We start from the raw sequence: 13,958 nt of genomic DNA on the forward strand, positions 1-13,958 counted from the left end.
CCGGCGCGGCGCCGCGACCGCGGAGCCGACCGGCACGGGACCGGGGTCGGTCTGCCCGTGTGGATGTGGATACCGGCCGCGATCGGCTTCCTGCTGATCGCGCTGCCGGTGCTCGGCCTGCTGTGGGAGGCCGACTGGTCGGAGATGCCGACGCTGCTCACCAGCGACGCGGCGACCGACGCCCTGACCCTCTCCCTGGCCACCGCGGCCACCTCGACGCTGCTGTGCCTGCTGTTCGGCGGCCCGCTGGCCGTCGTGCTGGCCCGCGGATCGCTGAACCGGGCGCCGCGGCTGCTGCGCGCGCTGCGCTCGGTGGTGCTGCTGCCGCTGGTGCTGCCCCCGGTCGTCGGCGGGCTCGCGCTGCTGTTCCTGCTGGGCCGCAACGGCCTGGTCGGCAGCGTGCTCGACGCCGGCTTCGGGATCACCGTCCCGTTCAGCACGGCCGCGGTGATCCTGGCGCAGACCTTCGTCGCGATGCCGTTCCTGATCGTCTCGCTGGAGGGCGCGCTGCGCACCGCAGGCGAGCGCTACGAGGCCACCGCCGCCACCCTCGGCGCCTCGCCCGGGCTCGCGTTCCGCCGGGTGACGGTGCCGCTGGTGCTGCCCGGCCTCGCCTCCGGGCTGGTGCTGGCCTTCGCCCGCTGCATGGGCGAGTTCGGCGCCACGATCGCCTTCGCAGGCAGCCTGCAGGGCGTCACCCGCACCCTGCCGCTGCTGGTCTACCTGCAGGGGGAGAACGACACCGACGGCGCGATCGCGCTGTCGCTGCTGCTGGTCGTGGTCTCCCTGGTCGTGATCATCGTGGGCCGGCCGCGCGGTGTGGACGGCCGCGGATGAGCGCACGCGCCGACACCCCGGAAGCCGGTACCCCGGAAACGCCGGCCGACGGCGTCTCGCTCGCCGTGCGCCTGGACCGCGACGAGTTCTCCCTCGACGTCGAGCTCGAGGTCGCACCCGGCGAGGTGCTCGCCGTCCTCGGCCCGAACGGCGCGGGCAAGTCCACCCTGCTCGGCGTGCTGTCCGGGCTGCTGCGCCCGGACGCCGGACGGCTGCGCGTCGGCGGGCGCACCCTGTTCGACACCGCGTCCGGGGCGTTCGTGCCGCCGTACCGGCGGGGCGTGGGGATCCTCGCCCAGGAGGCGCTGCTGTTCCCGCACCTGTCCGCGCTGGCCAACGTGGCGTTCGGGCCGCGCGCCCAGGGCGTCGGGAAGGCCGAGGCCGAACAGCGCGCCCGCGGCCTGCTCGACGACGTCGGCGTCGGCGCGCTCGCCGCTCGCCGCCCGGCGCAGCTCTCCGGCGGCCAGCAGCAACGGGTCGCCCTGGCCCGGGCGATCGCCCCGCACCCCGGCCTGCTGCTGCTCGACGAGCCGCTGGCCGCACTCGACGTCGACGTCACCCCGGCCATGCGCTCGCTGCTGCGCCGGGTGATCGCCGACGGCAAGCAGACCGCGTTGCTCGTCACGCACGACGCTCTCGACGCGCTGGTGCTCGCCGACCGCGTCGTCGTGCTGGAGGCCGGGCGGATCGTGGAGCAGGGCGCCGCCCGCGACGTCCTGGCCCGTCCGCGCAGTGCGTTCGCCGCCCGGATCGCCGGGCTCGACCTGGTCCCCGGTACCGCCGAGGACGACGGCGTGCGGACCGGCGACGGCGTCGTCGTCGCCGGTCGGGGCGTCGAGGTGACGACCGGTGAGCCCGCGGTCGCGGTGTTCCCGCCGTCGGCGGTGTCGGTGCACCGGGACCGGCCGGAGGGCAGCCCGCGCAACGCCTTCCGGGTGACGGTCGCGGCGCTGGAACCGCGCGGGGACACCGTCCGGGTGCGGGCCGGTGCCGTCGACGGGGGCCCCGGCTGGGTGGACGGGCTCGCCGCCGACGTCACCCCGGCCGCCGTCGCCGACCTGGCGCTGGAACCGGGGCAGGGCGCCTGGTTCGCGGTGAAGGCGACCGAGGTCGCGGTGCACGGCCGCCAGGGCTGACGGGACCACCGTCCGTCACCCGTCCGATCCCATGCGTCACCCCAGCCACCATCGTGTCTCTCGCACCATGCGTCACAACCACATACCGTCGCTCCCCGTGAACGTCCTGTGCTCGCGCGTCGTCCGCATGGTCACTGTCAGTGCCGCTGTCCTCACTCTCGGTGTCGTCCCGGCGGTCGTCGCCCTGCCGTCGGCCCCGCCCGCCGCCGAGGCGGCCGAGGCGGCGCCCACCGGCGGCGGCTACCTGGTGCAGACCGAGTCGGCCGAGGGCACCCGGGACGCCGTGGCGTCGGTGGGCGTGCGGCCGAGCGCCACGTTCGACTCCGCGGTGCACGGGTTCGCCGCGAAGCTGGCCCCGGCCCAGGCCGCCGCGCTACGGGCCCGGCCGGGCGTCGTCGGCGTCGAGGACGACCGGACGATCAGCCCGCTGGTGGCCCAGGCGACCCGGCAGGACGCCCCGGCGGCCGGCGGGCTGACCGAGGCCACCCAGGACCCCGGCAACTGGGGCCTGGACCGCATCGACCAGCCGTCGCTGCCGCTGAACGGCAAGTACACCCACACCGCCGACGGCCGCGGCGTGGACGTGTTCGTCCTGGACACCGGCGTCGACGCGACCCACCCCGAGTTCGGCGGCCGCGCGAAGCTCGAGACCGACACCATCGACGACCGCATGGAGGACTGCGACGGGCACGGCACCGTCGTCTCCGGGATCGCCGCGTCGAAGACCTACGGCGTCGCGCCGGCCGCCCGGGTCCGCGGCGTGAAGGTGCTGGACTGCAACGGCACCGGCACCCTGTCCTCGCTGCTCGAGGGCATCGACTACGTGGTGAAGCACAAGAAGGCGCCGTCGGTGGCGGTCATGTCGTGGAGCTACGGCGACTCCCCGATCCTGCGCAAGGCCGTCCAGCGGATGCTCGACGCGGGGGTGTTCGCGTCGTCGTCGGCGGGCAACACCGGCGGCGACGACTGCGCGGCCCTGCCCCGGGCCATCCCGGGTGTCACGGTCGTCGCGAACTCGACGATCGAGGACGCCCGCGCTGCCAACTCCTCGACCGGGAAGTGCGTCTCGCTCTACGCGCCGGGCTCGCGGATCGTCGCGCCGGTCCCGGGCGGCGGCGTCGCCTCCTACAGCGGGACGTCGATGGCCGCCCCGTTCGCGGCCGGCGTCGCGGCGCTCTACAAGCAGGCCCGCGGAGACGCCCCGGCCCCTGCGGTCAAGAAATGGATCGTCGACCACGCGGTGCCGGGCAAGGTCTCCGGTGGCGGGACCGGCGGCACGGCGAACCGGCTGCTGCAGACCGGCGGGCTCTGACCGGACCGGCGCCGGGTTTCCGGTCGCCGGTGACTGTTCGTCGGGCCGGAGGTGTTGGCAGGGCGGTGGCTGCGCGACAGGATGTGAGGACGCGCACGCGAGTGCCGCGCCGTACCGCGAAGGAGACAGTGCCGTGACCTCCGCTCCCGCCGTCCCGTCCTACGCCTCGGGCGTCTCGGACACCCCGCTGCTCGGGGACACGATCGGCGACGACTTCGACCGCACCGCCGCCCGCGTCCCGGACGGCGACGCGCTCGTCGAGGTCGCCACCGGCCGCCGCTGGACCTACGCCGAGCTGCGCGAGGCCGTGGACGACCTGGCCTGCGGGCTGCTGGGCGCGGGCGTGGTGCCGGGGGACCGGCTGGGGATCTGGTCGCCGAACACGGCCGAGTGGACGCTCACCCAGTACGCGACGGCCAAGATCGGCGTCGTCCTGGTCAACATCAACCCGTCCTACCGGACGCACGAGCTGGAGTTCGTGCTGCGCCAGGCCGGGATCTCGACGCTGGTGTCGGCCGCGGCGTTCAAGACCTCGGACTACGTGTCGATGATCGACGACGTCCGCGGGAACTGCCCGGACCTGCAGCGGGTGCTCATCACCGGCTCGCCGGAGTGGGACGCCGTCGCCGCGGGCGGGGACGCCCCGGACCGGGAGCGGCTCGCCGGGATCCAGGCGTCGCTGTCCGCGGACGACCCGATCAACATCCAGTACACGTCCGGGACGACCGGGTTCCCGAAGGGCGCGACGCTCTCGCACCACAACATCCTCAACAACGGGTTCAACGTCGGGCGGATCTGCGGCTACACCGAGGCCGACCGGGTCTGCATCCCGGTGCCCTTCTACCACTGCTTCGGCATGGTCATGGGCAACCTGGCGTGCACCAGCAGCGGCGCGACGATGGTCATCCCGGCGCCGGGGTTCGACCCGAAGCTGACCCTGGCCGCCGTCGAGCAGGAGCGCTGCACCTCGCTCTACGGCGTCCCGACGATGTTCATCGCCGAGCTCAACGACCCCGAGTTCGAGAACTACGACGTCGCCACCCTGCGCACCGGGATCATGGCCGGCTCGCCGTGCCCGGTGGAGGTGATGAAGCAGGTCGTCGAGCGGATGGGCATGACCGAGGTGACGATCTGCTACGGCATGACCGAGACCAGCCCGGTGTCCACCCAGACCCGGGCCGACGACTCGCTGGACCGCCGGGTCTCCACGGTCGGGCGGGTGCACCCGCACCTGGAGGTGAAGGTCGTCGACCCGGACACCGGCGCGATCCTGCCCCGTGGCGAGCCCGGTGAGCTGTGCACCCGCGGCTACTCGGTGATGCTCGGCTACTGGGAGCAGCCGGACAAGACCGCCGAGGTGATCGACCGGGCGCGCTGGATGCACACCGGCGACCTCGCCGTCATGGACGACGACGGCTACGTCAACATCACCGGCCGGATCAAGGACATGGTGATCCGGGGCGGGGAGAACGTGTACCCGCGCGAGATCGAGGAGTTCCTCTACACCCACCCCGACGTCGTCGACGCCCAGGTCGTCGGGGTGCCGGACGCCAAGTACGGCGAGGAGCTCTGCGCGTGGGTGCAGCTGCGCGAGGACGCGCCGGAGCTCACCGCCGAGAGCCTGCGCGAGTACGCGACCGGGAAGCTGGCGCACTACAAGATCCCGCGCTACGTCCTGGTCGTCGACGAGTTCCCGATGACGGTCACCGGCAAGGTCCGCAAGGTCGAGATGCGCGAGCGCTCGGCGGACATGCTGGACCTGGGGGCCGGGGCGCGAAACTCCTGACCGGCCTCGTCGTCAGGAGTTACCATGGTGACCGGCGCGTCCGGATGACTCCGTGAGGGTCTTTCGGACGCGTTTGTCATGTACACAGCAGGAATCGAGGAACACGGTGCCCACCGGCAGGGTGAAGTGGTACGACGCGGAGAAGGGCTTCGGCTTCCTCTCCCAGGACGGCGGCGCGGACGTCTACGTCCGCAAGGACGCACTGCCGTCGGGCGTGGAGGCGCTCAAGTCCGGTCAGCGCGTGGAGTTCGGGATGGCCGAGGGCCGCCGCGGCCCGCAAGCGCTGTCCGTCCGCCTGGTCGAGAAGCAGGTGTCGGCGGTCGAGAACACCCGGCGCCCCGCCGAGGAGCTGCACGGTCTGATCGAGGACATGATGCGGCTGCTGGACACCAAGGTGCAGCCGTCCCTGCGGCACGGGCGCTACCCGGACCGCAAGACCTGCAAGCTCGCCGCGGACGTCGTGCGCGCGGTGGCACGCGACCTCGACGGCTGAGCCCGGACCCGCGGGCTCAGGCCGGGGCACCCTCGCCGACCAGCACCCAGGTGGCGCGGATCGGGAACTGGATCTGCCGGCTCTGCGGGTCGATCGACGGTGCCGGGCCGTAGAGCTGCACCTGGGCGGTGACCAGGGTGTCGCCCGGCTCGGGCAGGCGCAGGGTGTACTCGTTCCTGCCGCTCAGCTCGGTCAGCGGGACGCGCTGCTGGACGGCGGCCTTCTGCCCGGGGCGGGTGAAGGCGTAGACGATCTGCCAGGGCGCGGAGGAGACCTCGTCCGGCACGGAGATCTTCACCTCGGTGCCCGGCGGGACGGGTGCGGCGACCCGGGCGTTCGGCTCGTCGGCGCAGTTCTGCATCTTCGTGTCGCAGAACTGCGTCGGGGCCGCGACGAGGGCGTTGCCGCCTACGTCGAAGGTGACCGTGGGCTTGTCGGCGCCGCAGCCCGCGAGCAGCAGCGCCGCCGCGGCCAGCACCGCCGCCTGCCCGGTACGACGCTGCCCGGTGCGACGGCTGCCTGCGATCACCCGGCCAGCCTACGGACCCCCGGTTCCCGGCCCGAACGCCCGGGTCGGCGCCTCGTCCGGGCGGGCGAGCACCACCGTCGCGTCCGGGTCCGCGGCGCGGGGCCCGCCGGCTCCGCCGGTCGGGGCCTTCGCCGAGGACGGCCGCACCCCGAGTCCCGGCACCAGCGTCACGCCCTGGCGCAGCGCCGTCGCCTGCGCCGCGAACAGCCCCACCACCACGGCGACGATCACGAACCCGGTCCGGAACGAGTCGTGCGGGGCCAGCACCCCGATCGCGCCGCCGAGCACCCAGGCCAGCTGCAGCACCGTCTCCGACCGTCCGAACGCCGACGCCCGCGCGTGCTCGGGCAGGTCGCGCTGCACCACGGCGTCGAGGCACACCTTCGCCAGTGCGCTCGCCGACGACGCCACCAGCGCCGCGACCACCGCCGCCGGCACGACCGGGAACACGGCCACCCCGGCCGCGGCGAGCAGCGTCGCCGCCGCCGACCCCAGCACCACCGGCTCGGCCGCACCGAACCGCGTCCGCGCGCCGACGGCGTTGCCGAGGAACAGGCCCGCACCGGCGGCCGCGCCGACCAGGCCGATCACGAACAGCTGCGCCGACGGGTCCCCACCCGGCGCATGCTCGGTGCCGGCCTTGACCACGAACGCGACGAACAGCGTCAGGAACCCGGTCAGCACCCGGACCGCGCTGGTGCCCCACAGCGCGACCAGCACCGGCCGCCCGGCCGGGACCTTCGGCCGCTTCGGACGGCGCCGCCCGGCGGGGACCGCCGCGGTCTGCTCCCCGGCCGTCGACTCCACCCAGCGCGGGATCCGCAGGCACAGCACCGCCCCGGCGACGCCGACGACGGCCACCCACCACAGCGCACCCGGTGAGCCGAACCCCCAGGCCGCCGCGGCCGCGACCCCGCCGGCCACGCCACCGGCGGCCATGCCGAACGTGGTCAGCCGGGAGTTCGTCGTCGCCAGCGTGATCGTCGACGGCAGCACCCGCGGCGTCACCGCCGCCTTGAGCACCAGGAACGACTTGCTCAGCACCATGATCCCGAGCGCGGCCGGGTACAGCACCCAGGTGTCGAGCTGGAACACCAGCAGCACCGCCAGCGCCGACCGGCCCGCGCAGGAGGCGGCCATCGCGATCCGCCTGCCCCGCTGCATCCGGTCCAGCAGCGGCCCGATGACCGGCGCGACCAGCGCGAACGGGGCGACGGTGATCGCCAGGTAGAGCGCGACGTTGGCCTTCGACTCCGCGGTCGCGGCCGCGAAGAACAGCGTGTTGGCCAGCGCGACGGCGACCGCGGCGTCGAGCGCGTAGGTCGTCATCGTCGCGTAGGTCAGCGCGGTGAGTCCCGACCGGTCCGCGCCGTCGGCGGTCACCGCGCGGCGGAACTGCGCGACCGCGCGGCCGCTGAGCTCCCGGCTGCGGTGCGCGGCGACCCGGGTGACGGTCAGCTTCTTCGGGCCGCGCGGCCGCCCGCCCGGCCCGTCGGAGGGCGGTGGCCCGGGCACGCCGGTGCCGGGCGCCTGCTGGTTCGGGTCGCCGGATGCGTGCACCCGTCCATCGTGCAGTACGTCACCGACAGAAACCGGGGTACGTACCCCGAGCGTCACCCGGGCGGCGCAACCAGGCGCACCCGGAACAGCGACGGCCACAGCTTGCCGGTGAGCAGGTACTCGTCCCCGGCGACGTGTGCGATGCCGTTGAGCACGTCGGCGCCGGCGGCGCGGTCGTCGTCGAGCAGCCCGGCGGCGTCGACGACGAGGTCCACCACCCCCGTGGCCGGGTCGATCCGGACGATCCGGTCGGTCTGCCACACGTTCGCCCACACCCGGTCGCCGACGCACTCCAGCTCGTTCAGCTCCGGGACCGGGGCGCCGTTCAGCGTCACCGGTACCGGCGGGGCGGTCTCGGCGAGGTCTGTCGCGTCGTGGAACCGCAGCCGGTCCGAGCCGTCCGAGCGGATCATGCGGACCGCGCCACCGGGCAGCTCCTGGCGGCACAGGCCCCAGCCCTGGCCGTCGAGCGGCACGGTGCGGCGCAGGGTCAGCGACGCCCGATCCCACTCCAGCGCGACGCCGTCCTTCCAGGTCAGCTGCCAGATCGAGCCGCCGGAGACGGTGAGCCCCTCGCCGAACAGCTCGCCCGGCAGCGGCCGTGCGTCCCGCAGCGCACCGGTCGCCGGGTCCAGCGTGCGCAGCTGGGACAGGCCCTCGCGGCCGGTGCCCTCGTAGAGGGTGCCGCCGCGCAGCTCGAGCCCCTGGGTGAACGCCGTGGTGTCGTGCGGGAGCTCGGCGAGGACCTGCGGGCGGATCACCGGGACGCGGCCGGGGTCGGGCAGGCCGGGGCCGGAGCCGGTGGTGCAGGCCGCCGCGGCGAGGGCGACCGGGAGCAGCAGTGCGGTACGGCGGGGGAGCCGCGGGCGTTCGGGGGCGGGCACCGGGCCAGCATGCCCGGGCCCGGTGGCACACTGGGGAGGTGACTGGCGAGACGACCACCCGCGACCCGGAGCACGGCGCCGACCCCGCTGCGGAGATCGAGTTCGTCGTCGCGGAGCCCGCGCCTGTCCCGTCGCAGCTGCGCGACGCCGTCGACGTCGCCCGGGCCGCCGCGATCGACGAGGCCGCCGACGAGCTGGGCGAGGCCGCCGCGGCCACCGCCGTCGGCATGCACCTCGGCACGCACGACGAGGACGACGGCGCGCTGACCCACTCCTTCGCCGCCGAGCTGCCCGGCTACCGCGGCTGGCGCTGGGCCGTGACGCTGGCCAGCGCCGGCGAGGGCGAGCCGGTCACCGTCTCCGAGACCGTGCTGCTGCCCGGCGCGACCGCGCTCGTCGCCCCGGCCTGGGTGCCGTGGGACCAGCGCGTCCGCCCGGACGACCTCAAGCCCGGTGACCTGCTGCCCGTCGAGGCCGACGACCCGCGGCTGGTGCCCGGCTACGTCGACACCGGCGACCCGGCCGTCGACGACGTGGCCCGGGAGGTCGGCCTCGGCCGCGAGCGCGTGCTCTCCCCGGAGGGCCGCGACGCCGCCGCCGACCGCTGGGAGTCCGGCGAGCGCGGCCCGTCCGCGGACCTGGCCCGCTCGGCCCCCGCGCAGTGCGGGACCTGCGGCTTCCTGGTGCCACTGGCCGGTGCGCTGAGCGGCGCGTTCGGCGTGTGCGCCAACGGGTCCGCCCCGGCCGACGGCGAGGTCGTCGCGTTCGGCTTCGGCTGCGGCGCGCACTCCTCGGTCACTGGGGTCGGCGGGTCGCCGGTCCACGTCTCCGCCCTGGTCTACGACGACGGGGTGGACCTCGAGCCGGCCGGTTCGCGCTGAGCGGTGTCGCCGACCCGTTCGGCACGGCGGCGCTGCGGGACGGGGTCCTGGCCGCGTGGTCGTCGTCGCCGACCCGGTTCCGTGAGGACGTCAACGCCGAGGACGACCTGCGTCACGGCGGTTACGCCGACACCTGGGTCGCCGAGCTGCTGCAGAACGCCGCCGACGCCGCCACGGCCGCCGGAGTGCCCGGCCGGATCGTCGCCCGCGTCGTCGACGGCGAGCTGCGGGTCGCCAACACCGGCACGCCGCTGACCGCCGACGGCGTCGCCGCGCTCGCCGCGCTGCGGGCCTCGGCCAAGCGGGACGCCGACGGCCTGACCGGCCGGTTCGGCGTCGGGTTCTCCGCGGTGCTCGCCGTCTGCACCGCGCCCCGCCTGGTCACCGCGGCCGGCGGCGTCGCGTTCTCCGCTGCCCGCACCGCCACCACCGTCACCGGTCTCGGGGGCGCCGCGGCCGGGGAGCTGGCCCGCGACGGCCGCGTCCCCGCGCTGCGGCTGCCCTGGCCCAGCGACGAGGAGCCGCCACCGGAGGACTGCGCCACCGACGTCCGGCTGCCCGCCGCCGAGCCCGCCGCGCTGCTCGACGAGCTCGTCGCCACCGCAGGGGACCTGCTGCTCGCCCTGCCCGCGCTGCACCGCATCGAGGCCGGCGACGCGGTGCTCACCCGTACCGGCGACGGCGACCACGTCCGCATCGACGGCCCGGCCGGGGTACGGGAGTTCCGGGTCGCCGGGACCGGCGGGATCCGCTGGGCCCTGCCGCTGCACCCGGACGGCACCCCGGCCCCCTACGACGCCGACGCCGGCGAGGTCCTGCACGCCCCGACCGCGTCCGCCGAGCAGCTGTCGCTGCCCGCCCGGCTGCTCGCGCCGTTCCCGATGGAGCCCGACCGGCGCCGCGTCCGCACCGACGACCCGGCGACGTCCGCGCTGGTCACCGCGGCTGCGGCGGCCTACGCCGACCTGGTGCGGGCGGTCGCCCCGGCACACCGGACCGCGCTCGTGCCGGTCCCGGGGTTCCCGCGCTCCCCGCTGGACGGGCGGCTGCGCGACGCGGTCGCCGCCGAACTGGCCCGCACCCCGTGGCTGCCGGGCGCCGGGGGCACCGACCTCACCCCCGACCGCGCCGAGGTGCTCGACCTCGGCGCCCCCGATGCGGCCCCCGGTGTCGCCGAGCTCCTCGCCGCGGCCGACCCGGCGTTCGCCCGGCTGGTCGCCTCCGGGGTCGTCGCACCGGCGGCACTCGACGTCGACCGGGTCGGGGCGGCGGAGCTGGCGCGGCGGCTGACCGGGGCCGAGGCGACCCCGTCGTGGTGGCGGGAGCTGTACGCGCTGCTCGCCCCGGCCGTCGACGCCGTCCCCGGGCTCGCGTCCGAGCTCGGGACCCTGCCCGTCCCGCTCGCCGACGGCCGCCTCGCCGCCGGACCGGCCGGCGTCCTGCTGCCGGAGCCGGGCACCCCGGAGATCCCCGGCCTGCGCATCGCCGACCCGGACGCGGTGCACCCGCTGCTGCGCCGCCTCGGCGCCACCGACGCCGACCGGGACGCCCTGCTCGACGCGCCCGCGCTGCACGAGCTCGTCACCCGCTCCGTCGACGACGCCGAGGCCGGCCTGGATACCGAACCGCTGGCCCGCGCCGTGCTCACCCTGCTCGACACCCCGTCCGCCGAGCGCGACGACCGCTTCGGCGCCCTCGCGCTGACCGACGACGACGGCCGCCCCGCCCGCGCCGACGAGCTCGTCCTCCCGGCCGCGCGGGTCCGTGACCTGCTCGACCCGGACGCCCCGGTCGGCGTCCTCGACGACGCCTGGCTGGACGCGGGCCGCGACGCCCTGGGCGCCGCCGGGGTACTGGACGGCTTCGCGGTCGTCGCGTTCGACCCGGACGTCCTGCACGACGGCGACACCTACCTCGACGAACACCCGGACGCAGGCGAGGAACGGGCCGTGCGCGACCTCGACCTCGTCGCCGACGACCGCTGGCCCGCCGCGCTGGCGCTGCTCGCCGCCGAGCGGGACACCCGCGCCGCGCTGCTCACCGGCTACACCGCCTGGTGGCTGGCCCGCAACGCGCTGCTCGGCGGCCGCAGGCCGGACGCGTGGCGGCTGGCGTCGGCGTCGTCGCTGGCCGGGCTGTACGACCCGGTGCCCGCCCCGGACCTCGACGACACGGTGCTGGCGGCGATCGGCGTCCGCACCCGCGCCGGTGCCGCGAGCACCGGTGAGGCGGCCGCGCTGCTGGACCGGCTCGGCGACCAGGACCGCACGGTGACCGGCGAGGTCGCCGCCGCCGCGTACGGCGCGCTCGCCACGGCCCTCGCCGACGGCGTCGTGGATCTCGACGACCTCGACCCGCCCGGGCACGTCCGCACCGTCACCGGGGCGGTCGCGCGGGCCGGGGACGCCGTCGTCCTCGACGCGCCGTGGGTGCTGCCGGCGCTCGGCGGCACCGCGGCCGTCCCCGGCGGCGACGACCCGGCGGCGCTCGCCGACCTGCTCGACCTGCCGCTCGCGTCCGAGCAGGTCACCGGCACCGTCCGCGGCACCGGGGAGGCCGTGGCGTGGACCGCCGACGCGGAGGTCGTCCTGGCCTGTGCCGCGCTCGGCGCCACCCCGCCGGACGGGGTGCTGCGGCGGCACGACGAGCTGGTCGTGGACCTCGACGGCGGCGGATCGGTGACCGTCCCGGCCTGGCCGGGCACCGGCGGTGACTGGCACGCGTCCGACCCGGTCCGGGCGCTGGTGGCCGCGCTCGCCGGCGGGCGCCGTGTCAGGATGCAAGCGTGACTGAAGGACTGCCGAGACGGGTCGCCGTGGTCTCGGTCCACACCTCCCCGACCGAGCAGCCGGGCACCGGTGACGCCGGTGGGATGAACGTCTACGTCGCCCAGACCGCGATCCGGATGGCCCGCCGCGGCGTCGAGGTGGAGATCTTCACCCGGGCCACGTCGTCGGAGCAGCCGCCGGCGGTGGAGCTGGCGCCGGGCGCGACCGTCCGCTTCGTCGCCGCAGGCCCGTTCGAGGGCCTCGGCAAGGACGACCTGCCCAGCCAGCTGTGCGCGTTCACCGCGGGTGTGCTGCGGGCCGAGGCCCGCCACGACCCCGGCTGGTACGACGTCGTGCACTCGCACTACTGGCTGTCCGGGCAGGTCGGCTGGCTGGCCCGGGACCGCTGGGGCGTGCCGCTGGTGCACTCCGCGCACACCCTGGCCAAGGTCAAGAACGCCGCGCTGGCCGCCGGGGACACCCCGGAGCCGCGGGTGCGGGTGATCGGCGAGGACCAGGTCGTCGCCGAGGCCGACCGGCTCGTCGCGAACACCGAGATCGAGTCCAAGCAGCTCATCGACCTCTACGACGCCGACCCGCGCCGCACCGTCACGATCCCGCCGGGGGTGGACACCGACCGGTTCCGGCCGGGGGACACCGCCGCGGCCCGTGCCGCCCTGGACCTGCCGGGCGACGCCGTCGTGCTCGCCTTCGTCGGCCGGATCCAGCCGCTCAAGGCCCCCGACGTGCTGCTGCGCGCGGCCGCGGAGCTGCTGGCGCGCACCCCGTCGCTGCGCGAGCGGCTCGTCGTCCTGATCGCCGGCGGGCCGTCCGGGTCCGGGCTGGCCGAGCCGACGTCGCTGCACGAGCTGGCCGCCGAGCTGGGGATCACCGACGTCGTCCGGTTCCTCCCGCCGCGCGGCGGCGACGAGCTGGTGCACGTCTACCGGGCCGCCGACGTCGTCGCAGTCCCGAGCTACAACGAGTCGTTCGGCCTGGTCGCGCTGGAGGCGCAGGCCTGCGGCACGCCGGTCGTCGCCGCCCGGGTGGGCGGGCTGCCGGTCGCCGTCGCCGAGGGCCGCTCCGGGCTGCTGGTGACCGGGCACGACATCTCCGACTGGGCCGACGCACTCGGTGAGCTGGCGCTGGACCCGGCGCGCCGCGCGCGGATGTCCGGGGTCGCGGCCGAGCACGCCCGGCGGTTCTCCTGGGACCGCACCACCGACGCCCTGCTGGGCGCCTACGACGAGGCCCGCGCGGAGTTCCGCGCCCGGGCCCGGGGGGACGCATGAGCGAGCCGCTGGACACCGTGGTCGGCGACGCGCTGGCCGAGGCCGAGGTCGAGCACGTCCACCGCGGCGATGGCCAGTGGCTGGTCACGCTGCCCGGCGAGGCCCGGCTGCAGACCCAGACCTGGCTGATCGTGCGCGAGCAGACCCTCGCCGTGCAGGCGTTCGTGTGCAGGCGTCCCGACGAGAACTTCGAGGGCGTCTACCGGTTCATGCTGCTGCGCAACGCCAAGCTCTACGGCGTGCACTACTGCCTGGACCGGGTCGGCGACATCCACCTGGTCGGCCGGATCCCGCGGCACGCCGTCACCGCCGCGGAGATCGACCGGGTCCTCGGCTCCGTGCTGGCCGCCGCCGACGGCGACTTCAACACCTTCCTCGAGCTCGGCTTCGCCTCCTCGATCCGCCGCGAGTACGCGTGGCGCACCGACAACGGCGAGTCGACGGCCAACCTGAAGGCCTTCGAGCACCTGCTCGACTGAC

General features: G+C 75.7%; 12 protein-coding genes. 9 read left to right on the plus strand and 3 right to left on the minus strand.

The genetic code is table 11. The features are described from left to right. Positions 1-63: 63 nt before the first annotated feature. The 5 genes from ACLE50_RS02375 (at position 64) to ACLE50_RS02395 (ending at position 5,564) form a co-directional block, all read left to right on the plus strand. Entirely contained in the window at positions 64-837 is a 774-nt protein-coding gene (locus ACLE50_RS02375; RefSeq protein ID WP_410942246.1) for an ABC transporter permease, read from the plus strand. Then, on the plus strand, positions 834-1,973 hold the full coding sequence (locus ACLE50_RS02380; RefSeq protein WP_410941668.1) for a sulfate/molybdate ABC transporter ATP-binding protein: 1,140 nt from the start codon (positions 834-836) through the stop codon (positions 1,971-1,973). The genes ACLE50_RS02375 and ACLE50_RS02380 overlap by 4 nt, the downstream gene beginning before the upstream one ends. A 97-nt stretch (positions 1,974-2,070) precedes the next feature. Next, positions 2,071-3,285 (plus strand): S8 family peptidase, encoded by a 1,215-nt coding sequence (locus ACLE50_RS02385; RefSeq protein ID WP_410941669.1) that lies wholly within the window; start codon positions 2,071-2,073, stop codon positions 3,283-3,285. A gap of 133 nt (positions 3,286-3,418) precedes the next feature. Further along, positions 3,419-5,071 carry an AMP-binding protein gene (locus tag ACLE50_RS02390; protein ID WP_410941670.1) on the plus strand — a complete coding sequence of 551 codons (1,653 nt, stop codon included), beginning with the start codon at positions 3,419-3,421 and terminating at the stop codon, positions 5,069-5,071. 106 nt (positions 5,072-5,177) lie between these two features. Further along, positions 5,178-5,564, plus strand: a complete 387-nt coding sequence (locus tag ACLE50_RS02395; RefSeq protein ID WP_410941671.1) for a cold-shock protein — start codon at positions 5,178-5,180, stop codon at positions 5,562-5,564. A 16-nt stretch (positions 5,565-5,580) separates the two neighbouring features. Here the strand turns inward: ACLE50_RS02395 and ACLE50_RS02400 are convergent, their stop codons facing one another. From ACLE50_RS02400 to ACLE50_RS02410, 3 genes are read right to left on the minus strand one after another with little or no spacing between them, the layout of a single operon-like run. After that, on the minus strand, positions 5,581-6,093 hold the full coding sequence (locus tag ACLE50_RS02400; protein ID WP_410941672.1) for a DUF2771 family protein: 513 nt from the start codon (positions 6,091-6,093) through the stop codon (positions 5,581-5,583). 9 nt (positions 6,094-6,102) lie between these two features. Next, positions 6,103-7,653 (minus strand): MFS transporter, encoded by a 1,551-nt coding sequence (locus ACLE50_RS02405; RefSeq protein WP_410941673.1) that lies wholly within the window; start codon positions 7,651-7,653, stop codon positions 6,103-6,105. 53 nt (positions 7,654-7,706) lie between these two features. Next, positions 7,707-8,537, minus strand: coding sequence for a glutaminyl-peptide cyclotransferase (locus ACLE50_RS02410; RefSeq protein ID WP_410941674.1), 831 nt, complete (start codon positions 8,535-8,537; stop codon positions 7,707-7,709). A 38-nt stretch (positions 8,538-8,575) separates the two neighbouring features. Here ACLE50_RS02410 and ACLE50_RS02415 point away from each other — a divergent pair, with 38 nt between their 5' ends. The 4 genes from ACLE50_RS02415 to ACLE50_RS02430 all read left to right on the plus strand — a co-directional run bounded on the left by ACLE50_RS02415 (position 8,576) and on the right by ACLE50_RS02430 (position 13,957). Further along, the gene (locus ACLE50_RS02415) at positions 8,576-9,418 is read left to right on the plus strand and encodes a DUF3027 domain-containing protein (protein WP_410941675.1); all 843 of its coding nucleotides are present in this window, start codon (positions 8,576-8,578) and stop codon (positions 9,416-9,418) included. 185 nt (positions 9,419-9,603) lie between these two features. Then, positions 9,604-12,207, plus strand: a complete 2,604-nt coding sequence (locus ACLE50_RS02420) for a sacsin N-terminal ATP-binding-like domain-containing protein (protein WP_410941676.1) — start codon at positions 9,604-9,606, stop codon at positions 12,205-12,207. Further along, positions 12,204-13,478, plus strand: coding sequence for a D-inositol-3-phosphate glycosyltransferase (gene mshA, locus ACLE50_RS02425; RefSeq protein ID WP_410941677.1), 1,275 nt, complete (start codon positions 12,204-12,206; stop codon positions 13,476-13,478). The genes ACLE50_RS02420 and mshA overlap by 4 nt, the downstream gene beginning before the upstream one ends. After that, positions 13,475-13,957 (plus strand): type III secretion system chaperone family protein, encoded by a 483-nt coding sequence (locus ACLE50_RS02430; protein ID WP_410941678.1) that lies wholly within the window; start codon positions 13,475-13,477, stop codon positions 13,955-13,957. Before mshA ends, ACLE50_RS02430 begins: the two co-directional genes overlap by 4 nt. Position 13,958 lies beyond the last annotated feature (1 nt).

The sequence above is a fragment of the Pseudonocardia phyllosphaerae genome, assembly GCF_046546475.1.
Lineage (GTDB): Bacteria > Actinomycetota > Actinomycetes > Mycobacteriales > Pseudonocardiaceae > Pseudonocardia > Pseudonocardia phyllosphaerae.

Coding starts and splice junctions, on each gene's coding strand:
- ACLE50_RS02430 (WP_410941678.1), top strand. CDS start 13,475: ATGAGCGAGCCGCTGGACACCGTGGTCGGCGACGCGCTGGCCGAGGCC.
- ACLE50_RS02375 (WP_410942246.1), top strand. CDS start 64: ATGTGGATACCGGCCGCGATCGGCTTCCTGCTGATCGCGCTGCCGGTG.
- ACLE50_RS02380 (WP_410941668.1), top strand. CDS start 834: ATGAGCGCACGCGCCGACACCCCGGAAGCCGGTACCCCGGAAACGCCG.